The 17,526-nt window shown below is 62.5% G+C and carries 14 protein-coding genes; 10 read left to right on the forward strand and 4 right to left on the reverse strand.

Translation table 11 applies throughout. The features are described 5' to 3' along the window. The first annotated feature begins 33 nt into the window (after positions 1 to 33). The 3 genes from GTQ41_RS24485 to trxA all read left to right on the forward strand — a co-directional run bounded on the left by GTQ41_RS24485 (position 34) and on the right by trxA (position 2,219). Positions 34 to 498 (forward strand): YbaY family lipoprotein, encoded by a 465-nt coding sequence (locus GTQ41_RS24485; protein WP_041074498.1) that lies wholly within the window; start codon positions 34 to 36, stop codon positions 496 to 498. Continuing rightward, on the forward strand, positions 495 to 1,148 hold the full coding sequence (locus tag GTQ41_RS24490) for a methyltransferase (RefSeq protein ID WP_047296870.1): 654 nt from the start codon (positions 495 to 497) through the stop codon (positions 1,146 to 1,148). The genes GTQ41_RS24485 and GTQ41_RS24490 overlap by 4 nt, the downstream gene beginning before the upstream one ends. Before the next feature lie 198 nt (positions 1,149 to 1,346). After that, a complete protein-coding gene (trxA, locus tag GTQ41_RS24495; protein ID WP_041074494.1) occupies positions 1,347 to 2,219 on the forward strand; it encodes a thioredoxin in 873 nt (290 codons plus the stop codon). 96 nt (positions 2,220 to 2,315) lie between these two features. On the opposite strand, the gene GTQ41_RS24500 is transcribed toward trxA, so the two are convergent. Then, positions 2,316 to 2,675: a hypothetical protein gene (locus GTQ41_RS24500; RefSeq protein WP_047296871.1), complete on the reverse strand. Its 360-nt coding sequence runs from the start codon at positions 2,673 to 2,675 to the stop codon at positions 2,316 to 2,318. Positions 2,676 to 2,810: 135 nt separating this feature from the next. On the opposite strand from GTQ41_RS24500, the gene GTQ41_RS24505 reads away from it, so the two are divergent. The 5 genes from GTQ41_RS24505 (at position 2,811) to GTQ41_RS24525 (ending at position 7,000) form a co-directional block, all read left to right on the forward strand. Further along, entirely contained in the window at positions 2,811 to 3,413 is a 603-nt protein-coding gene (locus GTQ41_RS24505; protein ID WP_047296872.1) for a DUF2796 domain-containing protein, read from the forward strand. A gap of 132 nt (positions 3,414 to 3,545) precedes the next feature. Then, positions 3,546 to 4,256 (forward strand): ABC transporter ATP-binding protein, encoded by a 711-nt coding sequence (locus GTQ41_RS24510; protein ID WP_003228669.1) that lies wholly within the window; start codon positions 3,546 to 3,548, stop codon positions 4,254 to 4,256. A gap of 1 nt (position 4,257) precedes the next feature. Then, positions 4,258 to 5,523 carry an ABC transporter permease gene (locus GTQ41_RS24515; protein WP_047296874.1) on the forward strand — a complete coding sequence of 422 codons (1,266 nt, stop codon included), beginning with the start codon at positions 4,258 to 4,260 and terminating at the stop codon, positions 5,521 to 5,523. 11 nt (positions 5,524 to 5,534) lie between these two features. Further along, a complete protein-coding gene (locus tag GTQ41_RS24520) occupies positions 5,535 to 6,053 on the forward strand; it encodes a DUF3299 domain-containing protein (RefSeq protein WP_047296927.1) in 519 nt (172 codons plus the stop codon). 248 nt (positions 6,054 to 6,301) lie between these two features. Beyond that, entirely contained in the window at positions 6,302 to 7,000 is a 699-nt protein-coding gene (locus GTQ41_RS24525; RefSeq protein ID WP_047296875.1) for an OmpW family protein, read from the forward strand. A gap of 265 nt (positions 7,001 to 7,265) precedes the next feature. Here the strand turns inward: GTQ41_RS24525 and GTQ41_RS24530 are convergent, their stop codons facing one another. Both GTQ41_RS24530 and GTQ41_RS24535 read right to left on the reverse strand, forming a co-directional pair. Then, positions 7,266 to 8,195 carry an NAD-dependent epimerase/dehydratase family protein gene (locus GTQ41_RS24530; RefSeq protein ID WP_047296876.1) on the reverse strand — a complete coding sequence of 310 codons (930 nt, stop codon included), beginning with the start codon at positions 8,193 to 8,195 and terminating at the stop codon, positions 7,266 to 7,268. Then, positions 8,188 to 9,072, reverse strand: a complete 885-nt coding sequence (locus GTQ41_RS24535; RefSeq protein ID WP_041074483.1) for a sugar nucleotide-binding protein — start codon at positions 9,070 to 9,072, stop codon at positions 8,188 to 8,190. Before GTQ41_RS24535 ends, GTQ41_RS24530 begins: the two co-directional genes overlap by 8 nt. Positions 9,073 to 9,396: 324 nt before the next feature. Here GTQ41_RS24535 and GTQ41_RS24540 point away from each other — a divergent pair, with 324 nt between their 5' ends. Then, positions 9,397 to 13,698: a DEAD/DEAH box helicase gene (locus GTQ41_RS24540; RefSeq protein ID WP_095668194.1), complete on the forward strand. Its 4,302-nt coding sequence runs from the start codon at positions 9,397 to 9,399 to the stop codon at positions 13,696 to 13,698. A 142-nt stretch (positions 13,699 to 13,840) separates the two neighbouring features. Here GTQ41_RS24540 and GTQ41_RS24545 read toward each other — a convergent pair whose 3' ends face one another. Next, a complete protein-coding gene (locus GTQ41_RS24545) occupies positions 13,841 to 15,934 on the reverse strand; it encodes a mechanosensitive ion channel family protein (protein WP_217325374.1) in 2,094 nt (697 codons plus the stop codon). A gap of 231 nt (positions 15,935 to 16,165) precedes the next feature. Here GTQ41_RS24545 and GTQ41_RS24550 point away from each other — a divergent pair, with 231 nt between their 5' ends. After that, positions 16,166 to 17,368, forward strand: a complete 1,203-nt coding sequence (locus GTQ41_RS24550; protein WP_047296880.1) for an MFS transporter — start codon at positions 16,166 to 16,168, stop codon at positions 17,366 to 17,368. The last annotated feature ends 158 nt before the right edge of the window (positions 17,369 to 17,526 follow it).

Raw genomic sequence — 17,526 nt, forward strand, 5'->3', positions numbered from 1 at the left:
TTGATCCACGGATTTCATTTTCTGGAGCTGCCAATGTCGCTACGACCGCTCGTTTTGCTCAGTCTTTTCGCCCTGCTGGTGGCCTGCGGTAGCGATAAACCCAAACCGCAACCGCCAACACCAGGCCCGGCGCCGCAACAGGCGCAGAAAAAAGCCAAAGAAGCCGCCGACCTGGGTCCGCTGCCTGCCTATCAACGGGAACTGAGCGGTACCCTGCAAGGCGTGCCGGCCGGAGCCGAAGTCGAACTGGCGCTGCTGGTGATCGATGAAAAATCGCGTCCGCAGCAATTGCTCGCCAGTTCCAGCCTGATTGGCAACAACCAGATCCTGCCGTTCCGCCTGCGCTTCAATCCGGAAGCCTTTCCGGCTGGCGCACGGGTTGAACTGCGCGGTCGTGCCACGCAATCGGGCCAGTTGATCCTGCACCTGCCGTCGCAAACCATTACTCAGCCGACCACTCAGGCGCTGGGCCAGCTGCAATTTGTCAAAGCACCATGATCGTACCGCTCGAGCTGCAACAGGCGCTGGGTGAATTGCTCGGTGATGCGCGGCTCAAGGCCTGCGGATTGCCGGGCACCGATTTGCAGTTGTGGCTGATCGACGGCGATAACATGGATCGCGAATTCAGCCCGGATGAAACCCGGCGCATCCTCCACGAACCGCCCTACTGGAGCTTCTGCTGGGCCAGCGGCCTGGCGGTGGCGCGTTATCTGGCGGAGTTTCCCGAGTGGGTGCGTGGCAAACGGGTGCTGGATTTCGGCGCCGGCTCCGGGATCGCCGCGATTGCGGCAGTCAAGGCCGGGGCGTTGGAAGTGGTGGCCTGTGATCTGGATCCGCTGGCGATTGCTGCGTGTCGGGCCAACGCTGAACTCAATGATGTGCAGATGAGTTATTCGACGGACTTCTTTGCCGAGGCTGATCGCTTTGATCTGATTCTGGTGGCGGACGTGCTCTACGACCGCGAGAACCTGCCGCTACTCGATGCATTTCTCAGCCGTGGCCGTGAGGCGCTGGTGGCGGATTCGCGGGTTCGGGACTTTCGTCATCCGCTGTATGAGCGGATCGAAATGCTTGAGGCGATGACCTTGCCGGATCTGGCGGAGCCGGAAGAGTTCAGACATGTCAGTCTTTACCATGCGCGGCGCTAACCAAAAGCATCGCGGGCAAGCCCGCTCCCACAGTGACCGAGTCGAACCAACATTTCTTCTACGACACAGAATCCTGTGGGAGCTGGCTTGCCAGCGATGGCGTCCTGCCTAGCGGTACACCTCTCAAATCTGCCCCGCTTCCGGCCACACCCCGCCAAGCCGTATAGTTGCCCCATCCACGCTTTTACGAGATCCCCCATGAGTCAGCAAACGCCGTACATCTTCGACGCCACGACTGCCGATTTCGACCAGTCGGTGATCGAAGCTTCCTTCAACAAACCGGTGCTGGTGGATTTCTGGGCCGAATGGTGTGCGCCGTGCAAGGCGTTGATGCCGATGCTGCAAGGCATTGCCGAGAGCTATCAGGGCGAACTGCTGCTGGCCAAGGTCAACTGCGACATCGAACAGGACATCGTCGCCCGCTTCGGCATTCGCAGCCTGCCGACCGTGGTGCTGTTCAAGGACGGCCAACCGGTCGACGGTTTTGCCGGTGCGCAGCCGGAGTCGGCCGTGCGTGCCCTGCTCGAACCGCATGTACAGATGCCACCGCCGGCCGCCGCCGATCCGTTCGAACAGGCTCAGGCATTGTTCGATGAAGGTCGTTACGCGGAAGCAGAAGCCGCGCTGGTAGTGATGCTCACCGAAGACAACAGCAACGCCAAAGCGCTGATCCTCTACGCCCGCTGCCTGACCGAACGCGGCGAACTGGGTGAGGCGCAAACCGTGCTCGACGCAGTCAAGAGCGATGAGCACAAGGCTGCACTGGCCGGCGCCAAAGCGCAGATCAAATTCCTTGGCCTGGCCCGCGACCTGCCGGATGCCGCCGACCTCAAGGCGCGCCTTGCACAGAACCCGCAGGACGACGAAGCGGTGTATCAACTGGCGATCCAGCAACTGGCGCGTCAGCAATACGAAGCGGCGCTGGAGGCCTTGCTCAAGCTGTTCATCCGTAACCGCAGCTACGGTGAAGGCCTGCCGCACAAGACCTTGCTGCAGGTGTTCGAACTGTTGGGCAATGATCATCCGCTGGTGACTGCATACCGCCGTAAAGTGTTCGCTGCGCTTTATTAAGATCAAAAGATCGCAGCCTGCGGCAGCTCCTACAGGTTCATCCGCAAAACATGGATGAAACTGTAGGAGCTGCCGCAGGCTGCGATCTTTTTCGTTTCACTCGATCCAGCTGTAAAGCGGCGTATCGCCGCCGCTCGCCACTTTCACCTGTGAACTGTGGCGCAGGCGCACCAGCAGGCGCTTGCCCGCCGAGGCGCTGCCGGTCAGCCCCTCAAGCTGCTCCAGCAGATCCGGCCCGCTGAGCTGCCCGGCCTTGCGCAACAGATCCTGCGTGACCTGCCACAACGCATCGTCCTGGTTCAGTGGTTTCGCTGCCGGCGTGCTCAATGCCGCTTCAGGCTGATCACCCTGCGGCTGCGCGCCAAGGGCTGCGCCGAGCTTCGCCCAATCACTGTCATCCAGCTCCACCGTCAAATCCACCGGGATCACACCGACGGTTCCGCGTATCCGCAACATCTGCTTCGCTCCTGCACATTTCTGACCTGCATGCTCCCACGGGACTTGTGCAACGCCAAGCGCACGGGCAAACTCTGCGCACTTTCGTTATAAGATTACATAACAAACTCTTCACTTTACTTCCCGGAGACCGCCATGCGTCGTCTGCTCCTCGCTTTGCCGTTTGCCCTGTTGCCGCTGGCCATCGCCCATGCCGCCGATGAGCACGATCACGACCACGAGCACGGCAGCCTGGGTGCCCACGAACATGGCGTCGGCCGCCTGAATGCTGCACTCGACGGCCAGACTCTGGAGCTGGAACTGGAAAGCCCGGCGATGAACCTGGTGGGCTTCGAACATGCCGCCACCAGCGATGCCGACAAGGCCAAGGTCGCCGCCTCCCGCGCCAAACTGGAAAACCCGCTGGCGCTGTTCAGCCTGCCAGCCGCCGCCGGTTGCAAAGTGGTCAGCCAGGAACTGCAAAGCCCGCTGTTCGGCGACAAGCCGGCGGCCGACGAGCATGACGATGATGACCACGACGAAGATGCCAAGGGCGGTGAGGCGCATCACCACGATCACAGCGAAATCCATGCGCACTATCAATTCACCTGCGCTACACCGGGTGCGTTGAAGACGCTGGATCTGGCGACGCTCTTCAATACCTTCCCGGCGACCCAGAAAATTCAGGTACAACTGATCGGCCCGAGCGGCCAGCAAGGCACCGAAGTGACCGCCAAGGCTGCCGCCCTGAAATTCTGATTGCCTGAAATATCCCCTGTAGGAGCTGCCGAAGGCTGCGATCTTTTGATCTTGCCTTTAAAAACAGGATCAAAAGATCGCAGCCTTCGGCAGCTCCTACACGGGCCCGTGATCAAACATGAAACTGGTGCCATGACCCAAGCACTCATCGAACTGTCCGACCTGGGCTTCAACTGGCCCGGCCACCCGCCGCTGCTGGACATCCCGGCGTTTCGCCTGGAGCCCGGCGAAACCCTGTTCCTCAAAGGCCCCAGCGGCAGTGGCAAGACCACCCTGCTCGGTCTGCTCGGTGGCGTGCAGAAGCCCGGGCGCGGCAGCATTCGCCTGCTCGGCCAGGAACTGACCGAACTCGGTGCCGGCGCCCGCGACCGCTTTCGTGTCGATCACACCGGCTACATCTTCCAGCAATTCAACCTGCTGCCGTTTCTTTCGGTGCGCGAGAACGTCGAGTTGCCCTGCCACTTCTCCAGGCTGCGTGCCGAGCGGGCGAAACAGCGTCACGGCAGCGTCGACCAGGCTGCCGCCACCCTGCTCGCCCACCTGGGTCTGAAGGATGAAAGCATCCTCGGCCGTCGCGCCGATTCGCTGTCGATCGGTCAGCAGCAACGGGTCGCCGCCGCTCGTGCGTTGATCGGCCAGCCGGAACTGGTGATCGCCGACGAACCGACCTCGGCGCTGGATTACGACGCCCGGGAAAACTTCATTCGTCTGTTGTTCGCCGAATGCCGCGAGGCCGGCTCCAGCCTGTTGTTCGTCAGCCACGACCAGAGCCTGGCGCCGCTGTTCGACCGTCACCTGTCCCTGGCCGAGCTCAATCGCGCCGCCACGTCTGCCGAGGTCTGAGATGTATCTGTTTCGTCTGGCCATGGCCAGCCTGGCCAACCGCCGCTTCACCGCCCTGCTCACCGCGTTCGCCATTGCCCTGTCGGTGTGCCTGTTGCTCGCGGTCGAGCGCGTGCGCACCGAGGCCAAAGCCAGTTTCGCCAGCACCATCAGCGGCACCGACCTGATCGTCGGCGCCCGCTCCGGTTCGGTGAACTTGCTGCTGTACTCGGTGTTCCGCATCGGCAACGCGACCAACAACATTCGTTGGGACAGCTTCGAACATTTCGCCAGCAACCCGAAGGTAAAGTGGGCGATCCCGATGTCCCTCGGCGACTCCCATCGCGGCTACCGGGTGATGGGCACCACCGAAGCCTATTTCGAGCATTACCAGTACGGTCGTCAGCAACATCTGGAACTGGCCGACGGCCGTGCCTTCGCCACCGACCCGTTCGAAGTGGTGCTCGGCGCCGAAGTCGCCGAAGCGCTGCATTACAAGCTCGGCGACCAACTGGTGCTGGCCCACGGCGTAGCGGCGATCAGTCTGGTCAAGCACGATGACAAACCGTTCACCGTGGTCGGCATTCTCAAGCGCACCGGCACGCCAGTAGATCGCACGCTGCACATCAGCCTCGGCGGTATGGAGGCGATTCACATCGACTGGCACAACGGCGTGCCGGCACGCGGCAACGGCCGAATCACGGCGGATCAGGCACGCAACATGGATCTGACGCCACAGGCGATCACCGCGTTCATGCTAGGCCTCAACAGCAAGATTTCCACCTTCGCCCTGCAACGCGAAATCAACGAATTCCGTGGCGAGCCAATGCTGGCGATCCTCCCGGGCGTGGCTTTGCAGGAGCTGTGGAGCCTGATGAGCACCGCTGAAAAGGCCCTGTTTGTGGTCTCGCTGTTCGTGGTGCTGACCGGGTTGATCGGCATGCTCACGGCGATTCTCACCAGCCTTAACGAGCGCCGCCGGGAGATGGCGATTTTGCGTTCGGTCGGTGCGCGACCGTGGCACATCGCAAGTCTGCTGGTGCTGGAAGCTTTCGCGCTGGCACTGACCGGCGTAATCGCCGGACTGGCGTTGCTGTACCTCGGCATCGCCGCCGCGCAGGGTTACGTACAGGCCAATTACGGGCTGTATCTGCCGTTGGCGTGGCCGAGCGAGTATGAATGGACGCTGCTCGGTGGCATTCTGGCGGCCGCGCTGCTGATGGGCAGCGTGCCGGCCTGGCGCGCGTATCGCCAATCCCTGGCCGATGGCCTGTCGATCCGTTTATGAGGATGTTCACCATGCCCCGCGCTGTGCTTGCGCTGCTGTTGCTGGTCGCCCTGCCCGTGTGGGCAGCGGCACCGAAAGACCTGACCTGGTCGGAGATGATCCCGCCGGACGCCGCGCCTGAGGTGCCGAACATGACGCCGTTGCACGACCTGTCGAAGATGGGCGACGCGCTCTCCGCCGAGTCGGCGCCAGCGGCAAAACAGGACATGCCCAACGCGCCGGTCGTGCAAAGTCTCGACGGGCAGAACATCCGCCTGCCGGGCTACATCGTGCCGCTGGAAGTCAATGAAGAAGGACGCACCACCGACTTCCTGCTGGTGCCGTACTTCGGCGCCTGCATCCACGTGCCGCCACCGCCGTCGAACCAGATCGTGCATGTGAAAAGCGAGCTGGGCGTGAAGCTCGACGAGCTGTATCAGCCGTACTGGGTCGAGGGACCGCTGCAGGTCAAGGCGTCCACCAGCGAACTGGCGGATGCCGGGTATCAGATGGCGGCGGACAAGATTTATGTGTATGAGCTGCCGGAGTAGTTCCGGCACTTCTGTGATGTTTTTAATGGCCCCTTCGCTGGCAAGCCAGCTCCCACAGTGATCGAGTCGTTCACCGATTTTTTGAACACCAACGAAACCTGTGGGAGCTGGCTTGCCAGCGAAGGGGCCGGCCAAGGTTCCACAAAAAACCGGGGCATCACTGTTTCATTGAGCTGAGTCAAAAGACCGTATCAGTTGGCTTCATACCATAGGACATCAGACATTTTTAACGTCCTTTTGGAGCTCCCATGAACAAGTCCTTGCTCAGCGCCTCGCTGTTTGCAGTCGCGCTCGCAGCCCCGCTCGCCCAAGCCCACGAAGCCGGTGACATCATCGTTCGCGCCGGTGCGATTACCGTCAACCCGAAGGCCGACAGCTCCAGCGTCAAAGTCGATCAGGGTCCGTTGAGCGGCACCAACCTGGGCGGCAAGGCGACCATGAGCAGCGACACCCAACTGGGTCTGAACTTCGCTTACATGCTGACCAACAACATCGGGATCGAGTTGCTGGCCGCCTCGCCGTTCGAGCATGACGTAAAAATCAAAGGCACCGCACTGCCAGCCGCCAACGGCAAACTCGGCACCCTGAAACACCTGCCGCCCACCCTCAGCGTCGTGTACTACCCGCTGGATGCGAAGTCGCCATTCCAGCCGTACATCGGCGGCGGCATCAATTACACCTGGATCTACGACGAGCACGTCGGCAGCGAAGCCCAGTCCAACGGCTTCAGCAACTTCAAAGCGAAAAACTCCTGGGGCCTGGCCTGGCAGGTCGGCGCCGACTACATGCTGACCGACAACATCATGCTCAACGCCCAGGTGCGCTACATCGACATCGATACTCGCGCTACCGTCGAGAACAACGCCGTGGCACCGGGCACCCGTGCCAAGGTGAATGTTGATGTCGATCCGTTTGTGTACATGGTGGGTCTGGGCTACAAGTTCTAAGCAACATTCGAACATTTGCGTGGTGGTGAATGCGGGCTAATGTGGCGAGGGAGCTTGCTCCCGCTGGGCTGCGAAGCAGCCCTGAACAAGGCAAAAGCGGTGCTTCAGAAAAACCGCGTTGACTGAATTTGCGACTGCTGCGCAGTCGAGCGGGACGGTGCGACGATTCGACGAGCTCCCTCGCCACAGGGATTGCACAAGCGTCAAAGCGATACCCCGCCCACAAAAAAGGCGCCTGCAAAGGCGCCTTTTTTGTTTTTTCGATTTAGCGTCCCAGCAACCGCGCCAGTCCCACACGCATCGGCGTCGGCTCTGGCAGCTTGAAGCGTTGCAACAAACGCGCGTTGTTCGCCCGCGAATGACGGATGTCGCCGGCGCGCGCCGGGCCATAGCTGACCGGTGGCAGTTCGCCGACCACTTCCTGCAGCGTTTGCAACATCTGCTTGAGGTTCATCGCCTGATTCCAGCCGACGTTCATCGCGCCCACTTCCACCTCAGGCTTGTCGATTGCCTGCACCAGCACATCGACCAGATCCTCGACATAGAGGAAATCGCGGGTCTGTTCACCATCGCCGAACACGGTGATCGGCAGACCTTTCTGCGCCCGCTCGCTGAAGATGCTGATGACCCCGGAATACGGCGAGGACGGATCCTGGCGTGGGCCGAAGATGTTGAAGAAGCGGAAGATCACCGGCTCCAGACCATGCTGGCGACGATAGAAATCGAAGTAGTGCTCGCCGGCCAGTTTGTCCGAGGCGTACGGCGTCAGCGGGGCTTTTGGCGTGTCTTCGTCAATCGACTCGCCTTCGCCATTGTTGCCGTATACCGCTGCGCTCGACGCGTAGAGCACACGCTTGACCCCGGCCTGGCGCATGGCTTCGCAGACATTCAGGGTGCCGATGAAATTGCTCTGATGCGTCTTCACCGGATCGTCCACCGACGCCTGCACCGAAGCGACTGCCGCCAAATGCGCAACGGCGCTGCAGCCTTGCATGGCCTGCGCGACCAGCGCGGCATCGGCGACGTCACCGACGATCAGTTCGACCTTCGGGTTGTCCAGCGGCAGGTTGGCGCGTTTGCCGGTCGACAGATCATCGAGAATCCGCACCGAATGGCCGGTGGCGAGCAATGCATCCGTCAGGTGCGAGCCGATGAAACCGGCGCCGCCGGTGATTAAAACAGGGCCTTCAGCCATGACGATAAAACCTATCCAGTAAAGCCGGGAGTGCGGCGCGCCAGGCGCGAGGCTTGATCCCGAAAGTGTGCAGAATTTTCTTGCAGGCGAGGACCGCGTGCTGCGGTTCCTCGGCGGCATCCGGCCGCGCGGCATGGGCCTGAGCGGTCGGCGCTTCGATCGCCAGCGGATGCAGGCTGCGTGCTTCGGTCAGAATCGCCTGACCGAGCGCGAGCGGTGTGGTCGCCTCGTGGCCGGCGTAATGGTAAGTGCCCCACAGCGGCGCCGCGCAATCGAGTTGCTTGAGCACCGAAATGATCACTCGCGCCGCATCGTCCACCGGGGTCGGATTGCCCCGGCGATCATCGGCCATCAGCAATTCATCCGGCTGTTCGGCGCGGGCGAGGAAGCGTCCGAGGGTGCCTTCAGGGCTGTCGTCGAGCAGCCAGCCGAAGCGCAGCAACACATGTTGCGGGCAGGTCGCGCGGACACTTTGCTCGATGCGCCACAGCGCCTGGCCGCGCAGGCCCAGCGGCACCGGCTCGTCTTTTTCGCTGTAGGCAGTCGCCCGCGAACCGTCGAACACCCGGTAACTGGACGGTTGCACAAGAATGATGTTGTGGTGCTGGCACAGTTCGGCCAGCCGTTCGATGGCGCGCTCCTGGCCGGCCAGACGGCTTTCGCTGACGGTCTCGGCCTGGAACCAGTCGAAATAGTAGGCGAGGTTGATCAACGCATCCGGACGGGTATCGTCGAGCAGTTGCGTCAGGCTCGCGGCATCCCAGCCGTCTTCTGGCGGGCGGGGGGCGAGGAAACCGATGTCTTCTTCCGCACCGAGGCGAATCAGCGCCTGCCCAAGGGCATTTCCGCCGCCCAGTAACATAAGGCGCATTCGCATAGAGTCAGCAGGCCCAGTCTGATTGGAACGATGGCTTTAGCGACGGTGCGGGTGACACCGTCATCGATAATTGCCGGAATCGTTGCATTTTGCGGGTTTAGTGCGCAACCGTCACCCGTAAAGTGTAGATCGCCGGGAATTGTGCTGAATCAACTGGCTCCATCGCTGGCAAGCCAGCGCCCACAGGGTTCAGTGTTGATTGCCGAACTTTTGAACAACAACAAACACTGTGGGAGCTGGCTGGCCAGCGATGAGGCCCTGATGAACAGCGCAGATCCCCCAGCGGTACTTGCATCTTGCCGCCCCCACCCGCATAACTTGAGCATGAATCTGCCCATCCCCAAGGACGCCGCCCTGACTGGCTTTCACCCCGCCGTCAGCGCCTGGTTCAGCAGCACCTTCCCGTCGGTCACCGCCGCCCAGGCCCGCGCATGGCCGTTGATCCGCCAGCGCCGCTCGACGCTGATCGCCGCGCCCACCGGCTCCGGTAAAACCCTCACCGCGTTTCTCGCGGTGCTCGACGACCTCGTCCACCGTGGCCTGGAAAACCCCGAGGGCCTGCCCGACGAAACCCTGGTGGTCTACGTTTCACCGCTCAAGGCGCTGTCCAACGACATCCGCATCAACCTGCAAAATCCGCTGGCCGGAATCAGCGAGCAGTTGCGCCAGATGGGCCTGGCCGAATTGCACATCACCACGGCAGTGCGCACCGGCGACACGCCACAGAAAGACCGCGCCGCCATGCGCAAAAGTGCGCCGCACATTCTGGTAACCACGCCGGAATCGCTGTACGTGCTGCTCGGCTCCGAGTCCGGGCGCAAAATGCTCGGCAACACACGCACGGTGATCATCGACGAGATTCACGCCATCGCGGCTGGCAAACGCGGCAGTCATCTGGCGCTAAGCCTCGAGCGCCTGCAGGCGCTGTGCGCCGAACCCTTGACCCGCATCGGCTTGTCCGCCACACAAAAGCCGATCGAGGCCGTGGCGCGGTTTCTGGTCGGCACTGATCGCCCCTGCGAGATCATCGACATCGGCCACGCCCGGCCACGGGATCTGGGCATCGAAGTGCCGCCGGTGCCGTTGTCGGCGGTGATGGCTAACGATGTCTGGGAGCTGGTTTATGACCGGCTCGCCGAACTGGCCCGCGAACATCGCACCACGCTGATTTTCGTCAATACCCGGCGCCTCGCCGAACGCCTGAGCCGACACCTCAGCGAACGTCTCGGCAAGCACGCAGTGGCCGCGCACCACGGCAGTCTGGCCAAGGAATTCCGCCTCGACGCCGAACAGCGGCTCAAGCGCGGCGAGTTGCAAGTGCTGATCGCCACTGCGTCGCTGGAATTGGGCATCGATATCGGTGAAGTCGATCTGGTCTGCCAGATCGCCTCGCCACGTTCGATTGCCGGGTTTCTGCAAAGAGTCGGTCGCTCGGGGCACCAGGTTGGCGGCACGCCCAAGGGCCGCTTGTTCGCCACCACCCGCGACGACCTGATCGAGTGCGCCGCGCTGCTCGACTGCGTGCGCCGTGGCGAACTCGACACCCTGCACATCCCCGAAGCGCCGCTGGATGTACTGGCGCAGCAGATCATCGCCGAAGTCAGTTGTCAGGAGTGGCCCGAAGACGCTTTGCTCGCGCTGTTCCGCCAAGCCTCGCCGTACCGCGATCTCGACGAGAAACACTATCAGGCGCTGCTGACCATGCTCGCCGAAGGCTACAACGGTCGTCAGGGCATCCGCAGCGCCTACTTGCACCGCGACGCCGTCAGCCGCACCCTGCGTGGCCGTCGCGGCGCGCAACTGACCGCCGTGACCAGTGGCGGCACCATCCCCGACAATGCCGACTACAGCGTGTTGCTCGAACCGCAGGGTCTGAACATCGGCAGCGTCAATGAAGACTTCGCCGTGGAAAGCATCGCCGGTGATGTGTTCCAGCTCGGCAACACCTCCTACCGCATCCTGCGGGTTGAAACCGGCAAGGTGCGGGTCGAGGATGCCCAGGGCCAGCCGCCGACCATTCCGTTCTGGCTCGGCGAAGCCCCGGGGCGCAGCGATGAATTGTCGGCGGCGGTGGCGCGCCTGCAAGCGACTCTCGACCTGTTGCTCGGCGCCAGCCCCGGCGATCTGCAACCGGCGCTCGACTGGCTGACCGCAACCCTCGGCCTGAACCGTGCCAGCGCCGAACAACTGGTGGAGTATCTCGCCCGCGCTCGCCTGACCCTCGGCGCCCTGCCCTCGCAGGACACGCTGCTGATGGAGCGGTTTTTCGATGAGTCCGGCGGTACTCAGTTGATCATCCATTCACCGTTCGGCAGCCGCATCAACCGAGCCTGGGGCCTGGCCTTGCGCAAGCGTTTCTGCCGCACGTTCAACTTCGAGTTGCAGGCAGCCGCCAGCGAAGACGCGATTGTCCTGTCGCTGTCCACCAGCCACAGTTTCGAACTGGATGATGTCTGGCGGTACCTGCACAGCAACAGTGCCGAGCACATCCTGATTCAGGCGATTCTCGACGCGCCGCTGTTCGGCGTGCGCTGGCGCTGGAATGCCGGCGTGGCCCTGGCGTTGCCGCGTTTTACCGGCGGGCGCAAAGTCGCGCCGCAGTTGCAGCGGATGAAAAGCGAAGACCTGATCGCCAGCGTGTTCCCCGATCAGATCGCCTGCCTGGAAAACCTCGCCGGCGAGCGGGAGGTTCCCGAGCATCCGCTGGTGGAACAGACCCTCGACGATTGCCTGCACGAGGCCATGGACAGCGACGGCTGGCTCACGCTGCTACGGCGCATGGAGCGTGGCGAGGTGCGGTTGATCAGCCGCGATCTGCCGGCACCCTCGCCGCTCGCGGCGGAAATTCTCAGCGCGCGGCCGTACAGTTTTCTCGACGATGCACCGCTGGAAGAACGCCGCACCCAAGCGGTGATCAACCGACGCTGGAGCGATCCGCAATCCACCGATGATCTCGGGGCACTGGACGCCGACGCCATCAACGCGGTGCGCGAGGAAGCATGGCCGACGCCGGCCAACGTCGATGAAATGCACGAGGCGCTGATGAGCCTGTCCTGCGCCAGCGAGGCGGAGGCGCAGGTCAACGCCTCCTGGCGCGAATGGCTGGATACATTGACTGACAGTGGTCGAGCCTGTCGCCTGAAGCTCAACCCTCAACATTCGTTGTGGCTGGCACGCGAACGCCTGACCTGCCTGCAGGCGCTTTATCCACACGCCACGCTACACCCGCCGCAGGAGGCTCTGCCCGGCTTCAACGAGCCGTGGACCTTCGAGGACGCGCTGGTCGAAGTGGTCCGCGCACGCCTCGGTGCGTTCGGCCCGCTGCCGCTCCCGGCAATTGCCGAGCCGCTGGCGCTGCCCACTGCACAAATAGCACAAGCGCTCGCCCGGCTGGAGCGCGAAGGCTATGTGCTGCGTGGTCATTTCACTCCGGGCGAAGCAGTTAAAGAATGGTGCGAACGGCATCTGCTGGCGCGCATTCATCGCTACACGGTCAAGCGTCTGCGCCGGGAAATCGAGCCGGTGGCGTTGCAGGATTTCATGCGCTTTCTGTTCGACTGGCAGCACCTGTCCGCTGCTACGCGCGGTCAGGGGCACGCGGTGCTGCCGGCGATTGTCGGCCAGTTCGAAGGTTACCCGGCAGCGGCTTCGGCGTGGGACAGCGACCTTCTCCCGGCGCGCCTGAAAGATTATTCGCCGAGCTGGCTTGATGACCTGTGTCGCAACGGCAAACTGGTGTGGACGCGCCTCAGCGCCCGACAGAAAGTCAGCGGCACGGCGTTGCGCAGTACGCCGATTGTGCTGCTGCCGCGCAGTCAGGTCGGCTTGTGGGGTGCGCTGGCCGAGCAGACGCCGGTCAGTGAACTGTCGCCCAAAACGCAAAAGGTTTATGAGGCGCTGAGTCAGCACGGCGCGCTGTTTTTCGATGAGCTGATTCACGAGGCGCATCTGCTGCGCACCGAGCTGGAAATCGCCTTGCAGGAACTGGTCGGCGCCGGCCTGGTAAACGCCGACAGCTTCGCCGGCTTGCGCGCCTTGATCACCCCGGCGAGCAAGCGCCAGCAACGCAGCAGTCGTCGTGGGCGCGGTGCGTTTGTCGGTGGCATGGACGATGCCGGGCGCTGGGCATTGTTGCGCCGCGGGCCACGGCAGGAAAGCGCTGAGATAGCGTCACCGGAAACCCTCGAACATGTCGCCATGACGTTGCTGCGCCGCTATGGCGTGGTGTTCTGGCGCCTGCTGGAGCGCGAAGCGGATTGGCTGCCGAGCTGGCGCGAATTGCTGCGCACGTTTCATCGGCTGGAAGCCCGTGGCGAGATACGCGGCGGGCGCTTTGTCAGTGGTCTGGCGGGGGAGCAGTTTGCCTTGCCGGAGGCGATTCCATTGCTGCGCGAGGTTCGGCGCCGGGCGCATGACGGCAGTCTGGTTGCGGTGTGCGGGGTTGATCCGCTGAACCTGGCAGGGACGTTGTTGCCAGGGGCGAAAGTGCCGGCACTGGTGAGTAATCGGCTGGTGTATCAAGATGGTTTGCCGGTTGCTGCCGAGATTGCCGGCAAGCAGGTGTTCTGGACTGAGCTGGATCAGATGGCCATGGAGCAGGTGCGCAGCAAGCTGATCCGGCATTGATGTCGACAGTTCCGGCCCTTTCGCGAGCAAGCTCGCTCCCACAGTGATTTTTGGTGTGCCTACTATTTCAACATCACCCAGAACGCTGTGGGAGCGGGCTTGCCCGCGAAGAGGCCGGAAACCCCACTACACAATCCGCCCATCAAGTACTCGACTTTTGTGGCACCTCGCTCGCTACCCAGTCCCCCTCACCCTGCCGCCTGGGCAACAAAACCTGCTGTGGATAAGTCTGCGCGAAATGCACCTCGGCGCTGTTATCCACAAGCTTTTTCAAACGCTGATTGAACGCCCGGCTCACCGCATACTGCCCGCCCGACACGGTACGGAATTGCGCGGTCAGCACTACGCCGTTCAAGTCCATCCTGTCCACGCCAAATACATCCAGCGGCCCCTGCAGGTTGTACTTGAGGAACGGGTCTTCACGGATCGAATCGCCGGTCTGGCGGATCAGTTCGATGGCCTTGTCGACATCGGTGTCGTAGGTGAACTGCACCGAGAAAAACGCGAAGGCAAACTGGCGTGACTGGTTGGTGACTGCCTTGATCTGACCGAACGGCACCGAGTGCACAAACCCCTTGCCGTCACGCAGGCGCAGGGTGCGAATGGTCAGGCCTTCGACGGTGCCGGCATGCCCGGAATCGAGCACCACCCAGTCGCCGATCGACAGCGTGTCTTCAATGATGATGAACAGCCCGGTGATCACATCCTGCACCAGTTGTTGCGAGCCAAAACCGATGGCCAGACCGGCCACCCCGGCACCGGCCAACAGTGGCGCAACGTTGATCCCGAGGTTAGCCATGGTGGTGATCGCGCAGATCACCACCAGGATGATTTTGATTGCGTTGCGCAGCAGCGGCAGGATGGTTTTCACCCGGGTGCTGGGCTGGCGCGACGAGCGTTTGCTGACCGGTGGTTTCAGCGCTTCCTGAATCGCCGTGTCGAGCACCACCCACAACAGCCAGGTGACGAGGAAGATCAGGCCGATGCTGCTCAACGCATTGCTGATCGCCCGGCCGACGGTGCTGCTCTGGGCAAAGTCGAGCAGCGAAACACCCCAGATCCGCCCGAGAATATCGATGAAAGCAATCGCAATGACGATCCGCAGCAAGGCGTGCAACAGGCTGAGAAAGCGTTCCTTGTAAGCGCTGCTGCGCTGGATCGCTTCGGCTTTGCGCGACTTGAACAGGTGCTGGAGGATGGTGCTGAGGAACACCGTGCCGATCAGCAGCACGGTGGTGAACAACGCGCAGCGCAGAGCCTTTTGATTGTCCTCGCCGATGCCGATCAGATTGACCACCGAAACGAGCACCATCAACACGATAGGCCAGTACCAGAGCCCGGAAAAAATCCGCAGTGACTCCTGCAACGACGGCTGCTTCAGGCGCTGTTCCAGTGGCCGGTTGCGAATCAGATGTGCCACCGGCCGGCGCAGGCGAATCACCAGCAGACCGAAGATGATCGAGGCGATCAGCCCGGTGAACACCGCGACGCTGCTGGTGATGTTGCCGCCCAGCTGACGGGCGATCTGCGGGCTGGTCAACGCGTCACTGAGGGCCGCGAGGAAACCGATCAGGAACAGCGGTTTCGGGCAGTAGTGGCGGATGATCCGCGCGGCAGGCCGTTTGTGCCCGACGTTGAACATCACCACCACGCACAACAACATTGAAGTGGAGAAAATACCGCTGCTGGTGGCGTACGCCAGACACAGCGCCAGCGCCCGTCCCACCGAGGCTTGCAGAAAGTGGCTGACGTACAGCGTCAGCGGCAGACAGATCAGCGCCGGCAGCGTGTACGGCAGCAGGTAGCCGACCAGGTCCTGACTGCGCTGCCGGGTCCGCAGCCAACGGCCCTGACTCAGCCGCTTGGCCAGCAGGCTGCCGAGCACGGTCAGCAGCGCAAACGCGCCGAGCCAGACGCCGGACAACATCAGGAAATCACCGGCGACGCTCCAGCCGGACCGGTTCGACGGCTGGTTGACCAGTTTGTCGACCTCGTCCGCCGCGCGGTCGGCACGCAGGCGCCAGGCATCGACCAGATGTTCATTGAGGTCGAGTTTGTCCTGCACGTCGTCGATGCTCGAACTGATCGCGCCGAGCAGACCGCCCTGCACAATCGGCTCGGGTTTGGCCGGCTCTTCAGCGGCAGCCGGAACCCCCGGCAGCGCGGCGGCTTCGAGTTCGCTGGCGCCGAGAAACAGTAGCGCTCCCAGCAGAATGGCGATCCTGAACTTGATCAAAACTGCGATCCCTCTTGGCTGAACCTTTAAGGAACTGATCGGTGAATGGCGGACAAGTTCGGTTTTTGCCTGAATAACCCCAGTGCCCACTGCATTCCCCTCACCACAGGGTTCACAGCAGACTGTGGATATTTGCGTCAGCGGCAAATATCAAATACCTGGCCCCGTATTTTTCCGCAGGAGCCAAACCCCGACACTGCGCTCCATTCAAACCTCTACCGGAGTGCTGTCATGCCCATTGCCTTGCTCGCGCTGACCCTCAGCGCCTTCGCCATCGGGACGACCGAGTTCGTCATCGTTGGCCTGTTACCCACCATCGGCGCCGACCTCGGCGTCAGTCTGCCGTCCGCCGGCCTGCTGGTCAGCCTGTATGCGCTGGGCGTTGCCATTGGCGCGCCGGTGCTGACCGCCCTGACCGGCAAAGTCCCGCGCAAACTGTTGCTGTTGTCGCTGATGGTGCTGTTCACCCTCGGCAACCTGCTGGCCTGGCTGGCGCCCAGTTATGAATCGCTGGTGCTGGCGCGGATCGTCACGGGCCTGGCGCACGGGGTGTTCTTTTCCATCGGCTCGACCATCGCCACCAGCCTGGTGCCCAAGGAAAAAGCCGCCAGCGCGATTGCGATCATGTTCACCGGCCTCACCGTGGCGCTGGTCACCGGCGTACCACTGGGCACGTTCATCGGTCAGCATTTCGGCTGGCGTGAAACCTTCCTCGCGGTCTCGGCGCTGGGTGTGATCGCCTTCATCGGCAGCCTGCTGTATGTGCCGAACAACATCGCCCACAGCAAACCGGCGTCGCTGTTGCAACAACTGCAAGTGCTGAAACAACCGCGCCTGTTGCTGGTGTACGCCATGACCGCGATCGGTTACGGCGGCTCGTTCATCGCCTTCACCTTCCTGGCACCGATCCTGCAGGACATCTCCGGTTTCAGCGCCAGTACCGTCAGCCTGGTGCTGCTGGTGTACGGCGTCTCGGTGGCGGCCGGCAATATCTGGGGCGGCAAAATGGCGGACAAGCGTGGGCCGATCAGCGCCCTGAAAATCATCTTCGCCCTGCTCGCCGCCGTGCTGTTCGTACTGACCTTCACCGCGGGCAACCCATGGCTGGCGCTGGCCACGGTGCTGGTGTGGGGCGCGGTGGCGTTCGGCAATGTGCCGGGGCTGCAAGTGTACGTGGTGCGTCAGGCTGAACATCACACGCCGCAGGCGGTGGACGTGGCATCGGGGCTGAACATCGCGGCGTTCAACCTGGGGATTGCCGGTGGCGCATGGGGCGGCGGGCTGATCGTCGAACACCTTGGCCTGATTCACACAGCATGGATCGGCGGGCTGGTGGTGTTGGTGGCGCTCGCGCTGACGGCGTGGAGCGGGCGACTGGATCGGCTCGGCCCGACCTATGCCGAAAGCACCAGACGAGTCGTCACCGGTCACTGATCAAATAGCTGTCTCAATGAGATCCCCTGTAGGAGCTGCCGAAGGCTGCGATCTTTTGATCTTGAAAAACAACATCAAAAGATCGCAGCCTTCGGCAGCTCCTACAGACTACCGTCCGTAACGCCGTCGAAACTTTCCAGAACCGCCCACAGTCATCA

This window comes from Pseudomonas sp. AN-B15 (assembly GCF_019056475.1).
Lineage (GTDB): Bacteria > Pseudomonadota > Gammaproteobacteria > Pseudomonadales > Pseudomonadaceae > Aquipseudomonas > Aquipseudomonas parakoreensis.